Source organism: Devosia sp. Soil_C_22, from assembly GCF_057657195.1.
Map to the genome: position 1 here is coordinate 63,504 of NZ_JBDGIY010000003.1, position 16,360 is coordinate 79,863.

Below are 16,360 nucleotides of genomic sequence, written 5' to 3' on the forward strand. Positions count from 1 at the left end.
GGCTTGAAATGAACCAGATCGACCAGCAGATCGGTCGCGCCGAGAACGCGATCAACACCCACTCGTCCCCCTCGGACCTGCGCATCACCGACATGCGCATCGCCGTGGTGGCGGCCAACTACGACTATCCGATCATCCGGATCGACACCAACCAGGGCGTCTACGGCCTCGGCGAAGTCCGCGACGCCGGCCACGCCATGGATGCGCTGCGCTTCAAGTCGATCATCCTCGGCCAGAACCCGTGCAACGTCGACATGATCTTCCGCGCCATCAAGCGCTTCGGCAACTGGGGTCGCGAGGGCGGCGGCGTCTCGGGCATCGAGATCGCGCTGATGGACCTGATCGGCAAGATCTACGGCGTGCCGTGCTGGCAGCTGCTCGGTGGCAAGTATCGCGACAAGGTCCGCCTCTACGGCGATACCCCGACCCCGGACGATCCGACGCCGGAGGATTTCGTCGCCGCCGTGAAGGGCCGGCGCGACCGCGGCCTCACCTGGATCAAGTTCGACCTGCGTCCCTCGCTGTTCGAGACCGGCGACAACCCGCTGATCGGCCACGATGCGCCGCATGAGACGGACTTCGACATGGGCAAGTGGTTCAAGGCCCCCATGGCCGGCCGCGGCGTCAAGCTGACCGACGAGACCATCGAGCGCGCCGCCCATGTGGTGGGCGAGGTGCGCGCCGCCGTCGGCAACGGCGTGCAGCTGTGCGTCGACCATTTCGGCGAGAACTACCTGACCGCCGACGAGGTGATCCGGCTCGGCAAGGCGCTCGAGAAGTACAACCTCGCCTGGATGGAAGACCCGGTTTCGCGCTTCGACATCCCGGGCCACAAGGTCGTGGCCGATGCGCTGCTGACCCCGATCGCCGCCGGCGAGGACCTCTACCTGCGCGACGGCTTCCGCGAGGCCATCCAGACCCGCGCCTTCGACATCGTGCACCCGGACCTGCTGACCTCGGGCGGCCTGATGGAGACCAAGCGCATCTCCGACGATGCCGAGGAGCAGGGCATCCCGACCGCGCTGCACTGCGCCGGCTCGCCGATCGGCTTCATGGCCAACATCCACACCGCCGCGGCGATCTCGAGCTTCCTCGCCTGCGAGCATCACGGCCTCGACCTGCCGTTCTGGGAAGGCCTCGTCACCGGCCTCGAGCCAGACTACATGGCCGACGGCTACGTCACCGTGCCGAACAAGCCGGGCCTCGGCATCGACATCAACCTCGATGCGATCGAGGAAAACCTGCGCACCCCGGGCACGATGTTCCTGCCGACCGACGAGTGGAACACGCCCAAGCTCGGCTTCTGGCGTCCGGACGATCGTTGGCCGGAGTAAGGCGGCGGGTCCGATTGGGTTGGGCGGGGCGTCACGATGTGGCGCCCCGTTTGCTTTTGGGGGCATGGCGTTACCCACCACGGGGTGTCATCCCAGCGAAAGCTGGGATCCATTTCGCGGCCGGCGCGGGCGGAGAGATGGACCCCAGCTTTCGCTGGGGTGACAGCCGGTGGGGTGGGTGAGAATGGGGCGTAGGCCCAAACAAAAAGAGCGGGCCCGAAGGCCCGCTCCTAGTTGATCTCCGTTGCCGGAGACAGCCCTTAGAACGGGCTCTTGTCGTCGAGGAACTCGGCCGCGTTGTCCTTGGTGATCACGGTCGAGTCGAGGATGTAGCGGCCGGCGACCTGGACGCCGCCGGTGAAGTGCGACGTGGTCAGCTCGATGGCCGTCGCGATCATCGCCGGGCTGTAGCTGACGTCGATCGGGGTCAGCTTGTCGCCGGCGGCGACGCGCTGCAGGATCTGCTGCATGCCGGCGCCGCCGACGACGAACATGTCGTTCTCGCGGCCGGCCTGCTTGATCGCCTCGATGGCGCCCAGCGAGATGTCGTCGTCCTGCGTCCACACGCCCTTGATGTCCGGGAAGCGGGTCAGGAAGTCCTGCATCACCTTGAAGCCGTCATCGCGGTTCCAGTTGGCGAACTCGTCGTCGAGCACGGTGATGTTGGTGCCTTCGATGCCGGCCATGAAGCCATCGAAACGCTGCTGGTCGATCGGGATCGGCAGGCCGCGCAGGATGACGATGTTGCCGCCTTCCGGCAGGGCTTCCTTGAAATAGGCCGCGGCGTTGGCACCCAGGCCCGGGTTGTCGCCGGCGACGTAGAGATTCTCGACGCCGGTGACCGACAGCTGGCGATCGACCACGGTGACGAACTTGCCGGCATCCTTGACCTGCTTGATCGCCGAAGTCATCGCGTCCGGATCGCCGGGCAGGATGACGAGGGCGTCGATATTGCGGGTCGAGACCATGTCCTCGATGTCGGCGATCTGCTTGGGCGCGTCGGGCGCCGAGGCGAAGACGAAGTCGACATTCGGGTACGTGCCCTTGAGGCGCTCGATCGCCTGCTGGGCGAAGTAGTTGACGCCACCGGTCCAGCCATGGTCGGCGGCCGGCACGGAAACGCCGATGGTCACCTTGTCCTGGGCCACGGCGACGCCGCCGAGGCTGCCGGCGACGACTGCCGCGGCGAACAGAGATTTCAGTTTCATTCGCAGTCCTCCCAAAATGCCCGTTTGTCGGGCGATGCAGAAATTCGTCCCGTCAGCTGGTGCGGCGACCCCGCTGCAGCAGCACGGCGAGAATGATGATGACGCCCTGAAAAGCCCCGTTGAGATACGGGCTGATGAAGCTTTGCAGGTTGAGGATGTTGCCGATGAGCCCCAGGATCACGACGCCCACCACCGTGCCCCAGATCCGGCCATAGCCGCCCTTGAGCGTGGTGCCGCCGATGATCACGGCGGCGATGGCTTCGAGCTCCCACAGGACGCCCGTAGTGCTGGACGCCGAACCGAGCCGCGGCACATAGAGCAGCACCGCGACGGCGACCAGCACGCCCTGCAGGATGTAGGTCAGCAGCCGGACGTTATCGACGCTGATCGAGGAATAGCGCGCGACCTGCTCGTTCGAGCCGATGGCGGCGCAATAGCGGCCGAAGGCGGTGCGGCGCATGACGATCTCGCCGCCGATCGCCACGGCCGCGAACACGATGATCGGCCATGGCACGCCGAACAGGCCGTCGTAGTAGACCGGGCGGTACACGTCGGCGACGTTGAAATTGAGCGACAGCGTGCCGCCATCGGCGAGGAAGGTGACGAGCGAGCGGAAGATGCCCATCGTGCCCAGGGTCACGATGAAGGCCTCGATCCGGCCGCGCGTGATCATCAGCCCGTTGCCGACGCCGGCGGTGCCACCCAGCGCGAGGCCGGCCGCCATGCCGACGAGGATGACGCCCCAGCCGATGCCCATCGAGGGGATCAGCGCGTTCATCACTATGATCATGACGCCCGCGATCACCGCCGCCATCGAGCCGACGGAGAGGTCAAGCCCGCCCGCGGTGATGACGAAGGTGGCGCCGATGGCGATGATGCCGATGAAGGACGAGCGCGCGAGCACGTTCGTCAGGTTGTTGTAGGTGAGAAAATTCTCGTTCAGCGAGATGCCGAGCAGCACCAGCAGCGCCAGCGCCACCAGCGGCCCCACGGTCTTGAGATCGAGGCGGAAGCCCCGTGCGGGCTTGACCACTGCTTCAGGCGCTGATGCGCTCATCGTTTCCACTCTGCTTGATGCCGGCGGCGTACCGCATGATTTCTGCTTCGGTGATCTCGGCGCCCTCGACGAGGCCGGCCATGCGGCCGTCCCGCATGACCACCACGCGGTGGCTGAGCCCGATCACTTCCTGCATCTCCGACGAGATGACGATGATCGATTTGCCCTCGGCCGCGAGCGCCGCGATGATGTGATAGATCTGCTGCTTGGTGCCGACATCGATGCCGCGTGTCGGCTCGTCCATGATGATGATGTCGGGCTCGGACTCCATGGTCTTGCCCAGCATCAGCTTCTGCTGGTTGCCGCCCGACAGGCGGCCGACGGCGACCGACGGATCGCGCGCCCGGATGTCGAAACGGCGCACGGCGCGCTCCAGCGCCCTGGCCTCGCTGGAAAAATCGAGGAAGCCGGCCTTGAGGTGCTTCTTGAGCGTCAGGAGCGTGAGGTTCGGCTGCAGCCCCATGTTGAGCAGCAGGCCTTTGCCCTTGCGGTCCTTGGTCATGTAGGCCAGCCCGGCTGCAACCGACTGGGCTACGCGCGTGTAGTTGACGGCCTTGCCGCCGACCTCGACCTCGCCGCCGGTCTTGTGCGTGAGCCCGGTGATCGCTTCGGCCACCGCGGTGCGGCCCGAGCCGATCAGGCCGGCAAAACCGAGGATTTCGCCCTTCCTGAGGTCGAACGAGATGTCCTTGACGCCAGGCGCCTGGAGGCCGCGTACGCTGAGCACCACTGGCGCATCGACATCCGGCTCGTGCTTGGGCGGATAGAGATTGGATAGCTCGCGGCCGACCATCATCTGCGCCGCGGTATCCGGGGTCAGCGAGCCCGCGTTGACGGTGGCGATCAGCTGGCCGTCGCGCAGCACGGTGACGCGCTGCGCGATACCGACCACTTCGTCGAGCTTGTGCGAGATGAAGACGACGGCGACACCGTGCTCGGTGAGGCGCTTGATCTGCTTGAACAGCGTCTGCGTCTCGCCCACCGACAGCACGGCGGTCGGCTCGTCCATGATGAGTACGCGCGCGTCGCGGCTGATCGCCTTGGCGATCTCGACCATCTGCTTGTCGGCGACCGACAGCGTCGAGATGCGCGCATCGGGGTCGACGCGAACATGCAGCCGCTCCATCACCTCGGCGGCCCTGCGCTTCATCTGCTCGACATCGAGGAAGCCGAAGCGGCGGATCTCGCGACCGAGGAAGATCGACTCGGCGACGGTCAGGTGCTCGGCCAGATTGAGCTCCTGGTGGATGAGCACGATGCCGAGCGCTTCCGCCTGCCCGTTGGGCGGCAGCACGACCGGCTTGCCGTCGAGCACCACCGTACCCGAAGTCGGCTGCTCGATGCCCGACAGGATCTTGATGAGGGTGGATTTGCCGGCGCCGTTCTCGCCGATGATGGCGTGAACCTCGCCGCGCTTCACGTCGAAATCGACGCTGAACAGCACGGGGACGTCGTTGAACGACTTCGAGATGCGGCTGGCCGCTAGAATCGCAGGCGCGCTACCGCCGACGGCATCCGACATGCTCATCCCTCCCCCGAAAGCGGCCCGGTTTACGCGCAGGGCTCACTTTACCGCCCTCGATGTAAAGGTTTTCATAGATGATGTAAAGGTTTACATGATTGGAGAAATCTATAGCCTGCCGCGAGGATAGCTGGCGCATCCGATGCCTTCTGCTAAAGGACGGAGCGACGCCTCGACCCGCGCGTGGTGAGGGACGGAGCACCGGGTGCAGCAGCAGAAACTGGCCACGATCGAGGATGTCGCCGCGATAGCCGGCGTCTCGATCGCCACGGTCAGCCGCGCCATCAACGAGCCGACCAAGGTCGCGGACGAAACTCGCCGCCGCGTCAACGACGCCATTGCCCGTACCGGCTACACGACCAACGCGATGGCGCGTTCGCTGCGCATGCGGCGCTCCAACATGATCCTGATTCTCGCTCCGGACGTGGGCGACCCGAACTTCTCCAACATCCTCGTCGGGCTGGAGACGGAAGCCTCCAACCGCGGTTATGGCGTGCTGATCGGCAACACGCAGAACGATCCCGAGCGCGAGACCGACTACCTGCGCTTCATCAGTTCCAACCAGGCGGATGGGCTGATCCTGCTGACCGGCCACCTGCCCTTCGGCTACGGCCAGGACGGCTCGGACGCGCGCCTGCCGCCCATGGTGGCGGTGAACGAGCCAATCCCGGGCAGCGACGTGCCCTTCGTCGGCGTCGACAATTTCGAGGGCGCACGCATTGCGGCCGAGCACCTGATCTCGCAGGGCCACCGACGCATTGCCTTCATCGGCCATTCGACCAGCCGCGCCGTGAACCAGTTGCGCGAACGCGGCTATCGCGCCGCGCTCGAGGGCAACGGCATCGCCATCGATCCGCGCATGATCCTCGATGGCGACGGCACCACCGAGAGCGGCCGGCAGGCGACCGAGCACATGTTCGTGCGCGACGTGCTGCCGACGGCCTTCCTCTGCGTCAACGACGCCACGGCGCTCGGCGTCATCATCGCGCTGACGGCGCGGCACTATGACCTGCCGCGCGAATTCTCGATCATGGGCTTTGACGACATCTCGTTCGCGAGCTTCGTCACCCCCTCGCTCACCACCATGAAGCAGCCGCGCCTGCGCATCGGCGAGGCGGCGATGGAAGTGCTGCTGGGCCTGCTCGAAGGCAAGCAGCCCGATACCCGCGAAGTGCTGCTGCGCAGTGAGCTGGTGGTGCGCAACTCGGTGGCGCCGAAGCGCTGAGCTTCAGCTCCGCTGCGGCAGCAGGGCCAATAGCAGCACCACGGCGACCATCGCCGCCGCGGCCCAGAAGGGTGCGTCGGGCGACATGCTGTAGAGCCAGGCGCCGAGCAACGGTCCGCCGGCAACGCCGAGGCTGCGCGCCGCCATGTTGATGCCGCCGACCTTGCCTTGCGCCCCGCTGCCGGTGGCCAGGCTGATCACCGCCAGGTTCGCCGGCAGCATGAAGCCGAGGGCGATACCGACCGCCGCCATGGCGAGGGCCAGCCCGAGCACGTCCTGCGCATGGATCAACGCCACCGAACCCGCGAGCGCGGCGATGCCGCCGACACGCAGCATGGCCACCGCGTTCCAGCGCTGTCGGATGGCGACGATGGTCTGCGCGACGATCAGCGCCAGCGCCGAGGACGTGAGCAGGAAGCCGGCCTGCCCCGCCGCATCTGCCGCCTCGAGGCCGAGCCGATCCATCAGCCGGTAGCCCAGCATCGGCTGCACCAGCGTGTAGGCAAGGAAGCCGAAGAAGGTGATGACGAAATTGGGCCAGATGCGCGCCATCGGCACCACGCCCTCTTCCGGCGCCGCAACCTTCGTGCCGCGCGTTTCGGGCAGGTAGGCCAGAGCGATGAAGAACGAGATGGCGCACAGTATTGCGACCGTCACCAGCCCGGTGACGAAGCCAAAGCCCGCCGTGGTCCACAACAGCACCGCCCCGCACAAGGCGCCGAGGCTGACTGCCATGCTCAGCAGTCCCATGCCACTGACCCGCCGCCCCGGCACGGTGAGCTCGGCCACATAGCTCTGCGCGACCGGCACCAGCGCCGCGCCGAACAGCGCCTGCACCAGCCGGGCCAGCGCCAGCAGGACCAGCACCGTGACGACCGGCAGGACTGGCGCGAGCCAGAATGCACCCGCCATCGCGGCCGGGGCCAGCGTTACCATCGGGATGGCGAGCAGCATCAGCCGGCGGCGGCTGGCGGTTTCGGACACGTAGCCCCAGGCGGGCGCCGCGAGCACGGCGGCCAGCGCCCCGCCGCTGAGAATGATCCCGACATCGATTTCGGTGAGGCCGACCGAGCGGCCGGCAACGCCGAGCCCGGCAGCAAGGAACGAGTTGGCCGTGGTATAAGCGATGGTGGCCGCAATGGCGGCGAGTTGCACAGCGAGCGCGCCACGCATCTCCACCCCCGACCGTTCCTCCACGCCAAGCGCCACGCGCCGTCCTCCCAATCTTCCCTTTCAGAACATGGACTTACGGACGCCGCTTGGGAAGTCCTCCTTCTGGCCGATCCGCTTATGAGCGGCCGGGCCGCGGGCGCGTCAGCCGGCCGGCACCGCCTTGAGCAGGTCGAGCCGGCAGCGCTGGCCGCCCGGAATGGCGTTGCCAGGGTTGGGCAGCTCGACGCGAATGCCGAAGGTGTCGGAGGCGGTGTCGAAGACGGAGTCGACGACGATGACGCTGCCACGCAGCGTCGCCTCGGTGGGCCGCTCCAGTTGCACGTCGACATCGGCGCCGACCCTGGTTTCAGCCCACAGCGCCGTCGGCAGGTAGGCATCGACATAGAGCGGATCGGTCTGGACGATGGTTGCGACCACCGAGTCCTGCCGCACGAACTCGCCCACCTGGGTGTCGACCGAGACCACCGTGCCATCGATCGGCGAGTGGAGGGTCAACCGCTCGAGCAGGGCGCGCTGCCGGCCGAGCTCCAGTGCCGCAACCTGCGCCTTGCGCTGTTCCGCCTCGAGGTCGAGGCGGGTGATGTCGACCGCGGCCTGCAGCTCATCGAGCCGTGACCGGGTCACCGAGCCGGACTCGACCAGCTCCCGCGAACGCTCGAGCGCCGCCTCGGCGACCTCGAGCCGCTTGCGCTGCGCCGCGATGGCTTCGCTGGCGTCGGCATCGATCTCGGCCAGACGGACGCTCGCCTCCTCGACCGAGGACTCGAGTTTGGCGACGGCCTCGCCGGCCTTCACCTGGTTGCCGCGGCTGACATTCATTTCGGCCAGGAGCCCGGTGACCGGGCTGCCCAGCTTCACAATACGGGCCGGGGTGGCGACGCAGTCGAACAGCTGCCCCTCCTGCTCCTGCGCCACCGCCGGGCACGCGATGGCCAGAACCGCGATGGTACACAAGAGCCTGAGCTGCACGGCTATTCTCCGCGTCCCGTAAACGCCAACGTCTTGGCCTGTTGCTGGTCGGTACGCAACAGCGACTTGCGCATGCGCGCATGGGTGCCCTCGAGCCGCAACTGCGCGAGGTCGATGAAGACGGCGGCGCCGCGCGAGCCGAGCAGCGCCAGCGCCATGCGGGCGAGCCCACCGATCAGCTTGCCGCCGCCATCGGCGAGAATCGGGTCCTCGATGGAGAGGATCGGCTCGAAGCGACCGCGCTGCCCCTGCCGGCCGCTGCGGCCGGCAAGCTGGCGATCGATGCGCCGCGCCTCGTGCCGCTCGATCATGATGACGTGGAGGCCACCCAGCTCCTCGACACCGGGTCCGAGCTTGATGTCGGTGCCCCGCCCCGCCATGTTGGTGGCGACCGTGATGGCTCCGCGCTGGCCGGCCTCGGAGACGATCTCCGCCTCACCCTCGTCCTGCCGCGCGTTCAGCACCTGATGTGGCAGCCCGGCCGCGGCGAGCCGCTCTCCCGCCTCGATCGAGGAGGCGACGGTGCGGGTGCCGAGCAGCACCGGCGCGCCGAGGGCGTGCAGCTGCCGGACCCGCTCGATGACCGCCTGCCAGTGCCGCTCGGACGAGCTGAGCACTTTTGCGCCGATCATCTTGCGCTGGACCTTGCGGTGCGTAGGGATGTGGACGACGTCGAGCCCGTAGACGAGCTTCAACTCGCCTGCGACCTGCCTGGCCGTGCCGGTGAGGCCGCCGAGATAGCGGTAGCGGCGGAAGAAGCGCTGATAGGTCATGCGCGCCAGGGTGCGCCGCGCCATCGAAGGTTCGAGCCCTTCCTTGATCTCGACCAGCTGGTGCAGGCCGTCGCTCCAGCTGCGATCGGGCATGGCTCGGCCGGTATGCTCGTCGATGATCACCACCTTATCGTCGCGCACCATGTAGTGGTGGTCGCGGTGGAACAGGCGGGTGGCCGAGATCGCCTGGCGGATCAGCTCCTCGCGCCGGATGACGCCGCGCCACTGTTCGCCGCGGCCCTGCGCGAATTCGCCGATCATCTCCCGACCCGATGCGGTGAGGCCGACGCGATGCTCGAGCGCCACGAGCTCGTAGTCGCGCCCCTCCTCCAGCGTTTCGGCAAGATCGAGTGCCTCGCGTGCCGCCGCCATGTCGAAGGGCAGCGGCGCGCTTTCCGAGATGATCAGCGGCGTGCGCGCCTCGTCGACCAGCACGCTGTCGGCTTCATCGACGATGGCAGCCACCAGCCCGCGCATGCGCAACCGCTTGGCACGGGTCTCCTTGCCGCGTAGCTCCTCGAAGCGCAATTGCGTGTCGGTGTCGCGGTCGCCCAGCACCAGCCGGTCGCGCAAGGCGTCGAAGGCCAGCTCCTTGTTGGTGCAGTAGACGATGTCGGACGCGTAGGCCGCCTGCCGTTCCTCGAGCTGCTGGCCCGAGATCGCGATGCCGAGGGTGAAGCCGAGACGGGTGAACAGCGGTTCGCCCAGCTCCGCATCGCGTTCGGCGAGATAGTCGTTCACCGTGACGACATGCACATGCCGGCCGGCGAGCGCGGTGAGCGCCGCGGCCATGGCGGCCGTCATGGTCTTGCCCTCGCCGGTCGCCATTTCGGCAATATGGCCCTGCATCAGCGTCGCCGCCCCGAGCAGCTGCACGTCATAGGCGCGATTGCCGAGCGTGCGGCGCGTAACCTCGCGCACCAGCGCCAGCGCTTCGGCGAGCAAGGAGCGCTTCTCGATGCCGTGACGCCGGAGCTTCAGCGACACCTCGCGCGCCGCGTTGTCGAGGGCCGCATCGTCGAGGCCGGTGAAGCTTGGCTCGAGCTGGCCGGCCTTGCGCACTGCACTGAGCAGCGCCAGCCGGTGCCGGCCGGAAAACGGCAGGCTCAGCCGGGCCAGCACCTGCTGGGCGATCTTGTCGAGCCCCTTCTTTTCCGGCCTGAGCAGCACCGGATAGGGCCTGAGCACGGGGAGCGCGAAGCTCGCGGGGGCGGGGCTAGGCACCGAACACTCGCAGCAGGGTCTGCCGGATGGCGCGCTGCACCCGCAGGTAAAGCGGCTCCGCGCCATGGTCGAAGCGCACATAGGCGCGCGCGCCATAGGCCAGCAGCCCGTCCGGGCGCGGCGAGGTTATGTCGACGATGAACAGCTTTTCGAGCGCGATCGGCGTGCCGTCGGGCGCATGGCCGATGGCGATATCGCCGCCGGCGCGCGCCGCGAGCGAGAGGCTCGGCAAGTCGTTCTGCGCCGTCGGGACTTCCCGCGTGATGGTCGCGTCGAGCGAAGCGGCGGGATCGAAGGAGTAGCGCACCTCGACCCCATCGGTGCGGGCACGTACGAGGTCGACCTCGGATTGCGGGATCACCACCCGCACCACCGGATCGGCATCGCCGATGACATAGCCCAGCAGCTCGCCCTGCCGGACGTAGCGGCCGACCAGATCGGGCGCGGCCGGAATGAAACGGCCGGCCGTCGTCGCGGTGGCCACCAGCGCCGACTGGCGCGCGTCGAGATCCTTGCGCTGCGCCTCGACATGGTCGCGCTGCTGCAGCGTTTCCGCGGCCTGCACGCGATCGGCGAACTGCAGCGCTTCGTAGCGAAGGCTGAGTTCGCGATAGCGCGCATCGACGATGGCGAGGCGCGCGGCGATGCCGGCATCCTCCATCTGGATCAGTGGCGCGCCGGCTGCGACAGCCTCGTTCTCGCCGACGAGGAAGCTCGTGACGATGCCGGCCGTTCCGGCGCGCACCTCATCCTCCCCCGGCAGCCACACGACGCCCTGCGCCACCGTGGCATAGGGCAGCGGCAGGACCCCGACGGCGGCGACCAGCACGGCCAGCGTTGCCCCGCTGACCATCAGGGCGCGCCGCCGCTTGTGCTGCAGTGCCGGCGACGAGAACAAATAGCCCAGCATCTTGAAGATCGGCACGACCAGCGTTGTCACCAACGTCAGGAGCGCGAGCAGCACGCCGATAAAGAACAGCTTGGTCGCGATCAGCAGCGCGATGCCGAGGCTGAGCACGATCCGGTAGACATAGGCGAGGATGGCATAGACGAACAGCCAGCCGCGCTCGGATGGTTCGTGCGAGGGGTTGTCGATATGGCTGAGCCCGAAGGCATAGCGCTGCACCAGATAGCCGACATACTTGTGGGCACGGGTCGCCATGTTCGGGATCTCGAGCCAATCCATGAGCACGTAATAGCCGTCGAAGCGCAGCAGCGGGTTGCCGTTGAACAGCAGCGTCGAGACGCCGCCGATCACCATGACGTTGAAGGCGATCTCGCGCGCAATGCCCGGCTCGGCATTGACCCAGAAGATGGCGGCGAGCGCTGCGAGCCCGAACTCCACCATGATGCCGGCGCCGCTCACCACGATCCGGTGCCACTTGCTGGTGAAGGCGGTCGCCGCCGTGGCATCGACATAGGGCGCCGGCACGAGGATGAGGAGCATCAGGCCAAACTCGTGCACACGGCCACCGAACACCTTGGTCGCGTAGGCATGCCCAGCCTCGTGCAAGGCCTTCACCACCGGATAGGCGAGCGCGATCAGCGCCAGGTTCCCGGCATTGAGCAGCTGCCCGCTGGCGGCAGCCTGCAGCGCCGGCCAGTTGAGCCCGACCAGCACCAGCCCGACGACCACCAGCGCGAGCCAGGCGATGAGGCCATAGATAGTGAACAGCGGGCGCACCAGCCAGGCGGTGGCATCGAGGAAGCGGTCGGGGTCCCATAGCCCGATGCGCAGCGCCAGCGGGTTCTTGATCCGCGACATGATGTTGGTGCGCGCCGTCTTGGCCGAACGCTCGGCGAGCTCGGCGAAATCGGGCGGCAGCTCGGTCTGCAGGAGGTCGGCGCTGTGCAGCTGCGACAGCAGCAGGATCATCTCGTCCTGCGTCGGCGGATCGTCGCCGGCCTTCTGGCCGACCATGTCCCAGATTTCTTCCATCGTGCGCCGGCCATCCATCAGCGCGACGGCGAGGTTGGCGGCGGCGGAGAGACGGTGGAAGCGGCCGTTCTGCTGGTCTTCGAGCACGTACCAGACGCGCTGGCGGAAGCGCTGGCGGTGGATGCGGGCCTGCCCGCGCAACCGTGGCTTCAGCCCGCTGACCCGATACCACGACGAACTGAACAGCGACTGGGCCATGGCGCGGCTACGGCACCAGCCGCCACCAGAGCAGCCCGAGCCAGTCGAGGAAGGGACGCGTCCAGATGGCGATCAGCGGCTGCTTGTCGATGGCGACACGGGCGACGCCGGTCATGCCGGGACGTAGCCGGGTGAGGTCGCCCTCGAGGCTGGCCTCGACCCGAAAGCCGCTGCCATCGGCCCGGTCGGTGGCGACCGGTGTGATGCGGTCGATAGTGATGGGCAGGGGCAGCTCTGGCATCGAGGCGAACACGACCTCGCCCTTCTGGCCCAGTTGCAGCGCGCCGATATCGCGCTCGCCCACGGTGACCACGACGCGATAGGCCGAGAGCGGGGAAAGCTGGAACAGCGTCTCGCCGCGGCTGACCGAGGCGCCGATGCGCTGGCTGAGATCGCCGGCGACGACGAGGCCGGCGAAGGGCGCGACCAGCCGGGTGCGGGCGATCTGCTCGTCGATCAGCCGGATCTGCGCATCGGCCTGCTCGATCTGGCTGCGCACGATGTTGATATTGGCCGGCTCGCGTGCCGCCAGCGCCCGATCATACTCGTACTGGTGCTGCTGCCGCTCGGTGACCCAGCGCAGCCGCTCGAGATTGAGCTCGCGATCCTCGAGGCTGGCGAGCTCGTCGCCGGCTTCGACCACGTCGCCGGCGCGCGCGGTGGCCGTCTGCACATAGCCGTCATAGGCCGAAACCACGGCGCGGCGCTCGAGCGGCTCGAGCTGGGCATCGGCGACGACGTGGAAGGTCTCGGTCCAGAAGCTGAGCGCTGCAACCACCGCCAGCGCCCCGAGCGCGATGGCCTTGCGCGCGATGTGCCCGGGGCCGACCAGCTTGATCAGCTGCTGGACAAAACTGTCCCAGATCTTGACGATCAGCCAGCGGTCGTTGTGGCGTTTCTCAGCCAGCACCGGCCCGAGCGCAGCGGCAACCACGCTGAGCAGCCGCACCGTCTCCTCGTCGAAGGGTTGGTCGTCCGGCCGCTCGAAGGTGATGGCGCCGATGAAGGCGTCGACCACCAGCAGCGGCACGGTGAGGATGTTGCCGTTGTGGTGCGTCTTGGCCAGCGTGGCATGGGCCGTGGTGAACACCACGTCCTCGGCGGCCGGCGGGTAGCGCAGGATGGCTTTCTGGTCGATGGCCTCGTCCATCGCCTTGCCGATTTCCTGCACCAGCTGGGCGCGGCGCGAAAAGCTCGATGTGTGCGAGATGGCGACGACCTTGGTCGAGCCCCAGCGCGTGAACCCCAGGCTCACCCGCGCACAGGAAAAGCGCAGCGCCATCTCGGTGACGGCGGCCAGAGCGGCGGTGCGGAAATCGCCGCGATCGACCACGGTGGCGAGGAGCTCGAGCGTGGCGCGAGAACGGTCGCGCTCGGAGCGCAGCGCCGCATCGCCGCCCTTGTGGAAATACTCGCGCAGCCAGGCAAGGCTCCACTGCAGCTGGCGCAGCTGCCGGGCCGGCGCGTCGGCCTCTTCGTTGGCGGCGATGGGCAGCGCCACGATGGCAATAGCGGCGGTCTGCCCACCGGCTTCGACCGGGTGGGCGAGATAGCGCAGCGCGCGGGCGCCGCGGCCTGATTGCCGCAGTACCGGGCGGCCTTCGGTCAAAGCCAGGCGGGCGAGGCCTTCGAGCTCATCGAGCGAAGCAGAAGCCGGCCAGGCCGCGAGCGCGCGGACAGCGCCGGCTTCGACGGCGAACACGGCGTTGAAGCGGGTGCCGGCCAGTTGCCGGGCCTGCAGAGCGAGGAAAACCGAGAGATAGCCGGGGGCTTCGTCGGTGGCGAGCAGCCGCTGCCACAGCGCGCCCTCGGGCGAGGCGGCAATGGAAGCCTCGGCGCCCCCGGCGCCGCGCCCTTCCAGAACCTCGCCATTCCCACTCATGGTCCGGGAGCTTACTCGACCTCGAGCGCGCCGTAACGACGCTCGTGCTCGCGCAGCACGTTTTCAAGGATCGTGGCGAGGCGCTTGGCCGCCAGCGGCGTCATGATGATGCGGTTGGAGAGCTCCACCGTCACCTGCCCGCCCGCCTCGGGGTTCCAGGTACGGTTGGTGCCGAAGAAGATGTCGACCTGTTCGCGCGTGCCCTGCACGTTCACCACATTGGCGAACTGGGTCTGCATCTGCTCTTCGTGCCAGACTACGCCCGGCTTGGCCTGGGCCGTATCTTCGTCCTGCTTGGCGGGCCGCCTGGCCATGATCGAATGCTCCTCCACCGGTAATTTGTCGCTGTGACCGCCGCACAATACCAGCCGGCGCTGACATCGTCCGGCCTGGTATGATCGAACGGTTACCGCTCAGAAGCGGAAGTTGAGCGATACCTTGCCGGTCAGCAGTGACGGTGTCATTTCCAACTGCCCGAACTGAGTATTGTCCGATGTCAGCGGTTCGGTCGCGACCGTGTAGAGGCCCTCGACACCAAGCGTCATGGTATCGTTGATGGCGGTTTCGAGACCGACGCCGACCTGATAGCCCGGCAACAGTTCCTCGCCGCCGCCCGCGAGTGCAAAGAACTCTTCGTTGGCGGTGGTATAGATTCCGGCAATACCGAGCTTGCCGTAGAGCAGCGTCGACGGATTGAGCTTGGCGCCGAGGCGAGCCCCCAGTGCGATCACGCCTTCCACGGTTCCGAACTCGGTCGGCGCGTTCACGTCGAGGCTGTTCTGATCCGGATCCTCGAACACCACCGGGTTGTAATCGAGGCTGGCCTCGAGACCCAGGATCCAGTCGTCGGTAATCGCAAAGTCGAACCCTGCACCAATCCCGGCGCCGAACCCCTCGCCCCAATACGGACCGACGCTCGAGCCTGGTGTCGCGACCTCGCGGTCCATGCTGCCGGCGGTTCCGAGCAGTGCAAGCGACAGCCGCGGGCCGCTGAAGTCGAAGTCGACCGGCGCGGAATTAGGCTCGGGGAAGCCCAGGCCCATGTTGCCGCCGAAGCGATACTTGAGGCCCGCGGTGACCGCGAAGTAGCGCGGCTCGAAATCGGAATTGTCGTCCGTCGTGAACGTGTCCGTGGCACGGAAATAGCGCGCATCGAGGCTGGCGGTCAGCGCATCCATGAGGCGGGTCTCGATGCCCACGCCCAACACATAGCCACCAACGCTCTCGGTAGCCTCGTCAAAGAAGCCGGTAATCGCAGTTACCCGGGAAACGCCGCCACCGACAATGCCGTAGACCTGCGTGTTGTTGTCGACGCGATAACCCAGTTTCACCGCCGCAGTGGTGCTGTCTTCGATGGTCGCCAGCACATTGTCGGGAAGCAGCGGTTCGAAATCGGCGCCGAAGTGATCGTAGCGAAGCTCCACGCCGGCCACGACATTCGGGGTCAGCAGGAAATCGTAGCCGACCGTGATGCCCGCCGTCAGCGACTGCTCCGAGAACAGATATTCCTGCCGATCGACGAAATTGGGATTGTAGTACAGGCCCTGGAAGGATTGACCGAGATTGACCCCGACATAGAGGCCGGTCATCGGCGTCTCCGCCGGCAGGGCAACCGGCACGTCCGGCTCGGCAATGATCAGGTCCGCCGCAAGCGACGGCGTGGCAATGGCAGCAAGCAGCACGCTTGCAGCACAACTCGACAACTTAAGCATACGGCCCCCCGCATTTATGTGATCGATCATCGCCCCATGAGGCGGATTCAGCAAGCGGCTAGGCCGGTCACGGGGCCACGCATCCACCAGCAAGGCGGTCGCGTGGCCTGATTACAACACTTGCGAGTTCGCGTTAGCCAGCCG

Annotated in this window: 12 protein-coding genes; 2 read left to right on the forward strand and 10 right to left on the reverse strand. The window is 67.2% G+C overall.

Annotated features, from left to right (window positions below):
• The first annotated feature begins 8 nt into the window (after window positions 1-8).
• A complete protein-coding gene (locus AC3A6I_RS20550; protein WP_487545746.1) occupies window positions 9-1,334 on the forward strand; it encodes a mandelate racemase/muconate lactonizing enzyme family protein in 1,326 nt (441 codons plus the stop codon).
• A gap of 260 nt (window positions 1,335-1,594) precedes the next feature.
• Here the strand turns inward: AC3A6I_RS20550 and AC3A6I_RS20555 are convergent, their stop codons facing one another.
• Genes AC3A6I_RS20555 through AC3A6I_RS20565 form a run of 3 tightly spaced genes read right to left on the reverse strand, consistent with a single transcriptional unit; the run spans window position 1,595 to window position 5,121 of the window.
• Complete coding sequence (locus AC3A6I_RS20555; RefSeq protein WP_487545747.1) at window positions 1,595-2,542, reverse strand: substrate-binding domain-containing protein; 948 nt, start codon at window positions 2,540-2,542, stop codon at window positions 1,595-1,597.
• Between the two features lie 52 nt (window positions 2,543-2,594).
• Window positions 2,595-3,599 (reverse strand): ABC transporter permease, encoded by a 1,005-nt coding sequence (locus tag AC3A6I_RS20560; RefSeq protein ID WP_487545748.1) that lies wholly within the window; start codon window positions 3,597-3,599, stop codon window positions 2,595-2,597.
• Window positions 3,580-5,121, reverse strand: coding sequence for a sugar ABC transporter ATP-binding protein (locus tag AC3A6I_RS20565; RefSeq protein ID WP_487545749.1), 1,542 nt, complete (start codon window positions 5,119-5,121; stop codon window positions 3,580-3,582). The genes AC3A6I_RS20560 and AC3A6I_RS20565 overlap by 20 nt, the downstream gene beginning before the upstream one ends.
• A gap of 205 nt (window positions 5,122-5,326) precedes the next feature.
• Here AC3A6I_RS20565 and AC3A6I_RS20570 point away from each other — a divergent pair, with 205 nt between their 5' ends.
• The gene (locus AC3A6I_RS20570; RefSeq protein WP_487545750.1) at window positions 5,327-6,346 is read left to right on the forward strand and encodes a LacI family DNA-binding transcriptional regulator; all 1,020 of its coding nucleotides are present in this window, start codon (window positions 5,327-5,329) and stop codon (window positions 6,344-6,346) included.
• A 3-nt stretch (window positions 6,347-6,349) separates the two neighbouring features.
• Here AC3A6I_RS20570 and AC3A6I_RS20575 read toward each other — a convergent pair whose 3' ends face one another.
• From AC3A6I_RS20575 to AC3A6I_RS20605, 7 genes are all read right to left on the reverse strand, one after another.
• Window positions 6,350-7,555 carry an MFS transporter gene (locus AC3A6I_RS20575; RefSeq protein WP_487545751.1) on the reverse strand — a complete coding sequence of 402 codons (1,206 nt, stop codon included), beginning with the start codon at window positions 7,553-7,555 and terminating at the stop codon, window positions 6,350-6,352.
• Window positions 7,556-7,660: 105 nt separating this feature from the next.
• Window positions 7,661-8,488 (reverse strand): efflux RND transporter periplasmic adaptor subunit, encoded by an 828-nt coding sequence (locus tag AC3A6I_RS20580; RefSeq protein WP_487545752.1) that lies wholly within the window; start codon window positions 8,486-8,488, stop codon window positions 7,661-7,663.
• Between the two features lie 2 nt (window positions 8,489-8,490).
• On the reverse strand, window positions 8,491-10,485 hold the full coding sequence (locus AC3A6I_RS20585; protein ID WP_487545753.1) for a preprotein translocase subunit SecA: 1,995 nt from the start codon (window positions 10,483-10,485) through the stop codon (window positions 8,491-8,493).
• Window positions 10,478-12,622 carry a peptidase M50 gene (locus AC3A6I_RS20590; RefSeq protein WP_487545754.1) on the reverse strand — a complete coding sequence of 715 codons (2,145 nt, stop codon included), beginning with the start codon at window positions 12,620-12,622 and terminating at the stop codon, window positions 10,478-10,480. Before AC3A6I_RS20590 ends, AC3A6I_RS20585 begins: the two co-directional genes overlap by 8 nt.
• 7 nt (window positions 12,623-12,629) lie before the next feature.
• Complete coding sequence (locus tag AC3A6I_RS20595) at window positions 12,630-14,504, reverse strand: GAF domain-containing protein (RefSeq protein WP_487545755.1); 1,875 nt, start codon at window positions 14,502-14,504, stop codon at window positions 12,630-12,632.
• A gap of 11 nt (window positions 14,505-14,515) precedes the next feature.
• Complete coding sequence (locus AC3A6I_RS20600; protein ID WP_487545756.1) at window positions 14,516-14,818, reverse strand: DUF3467 domain-containing protein; 303 nt, start codon at window positions 14,816-14,818, stop codon at window positions 14,516-14,518.
• Window positions 14,819-14,917: 99 nt separating this feature from the next.
• Window positions 14,918-16,216, reverse strand: coding sequence for an outer membrane protein (locus AC3A6I_RS20605; protein WP_487545757.1), 1,299 nt, complete (start codon window positions 16,214-16,216; stop codon window positions 14,918-14,920).
• Between the last annotated feature and the right edge of the window lie 144 nt (window positions 16,217-16,360).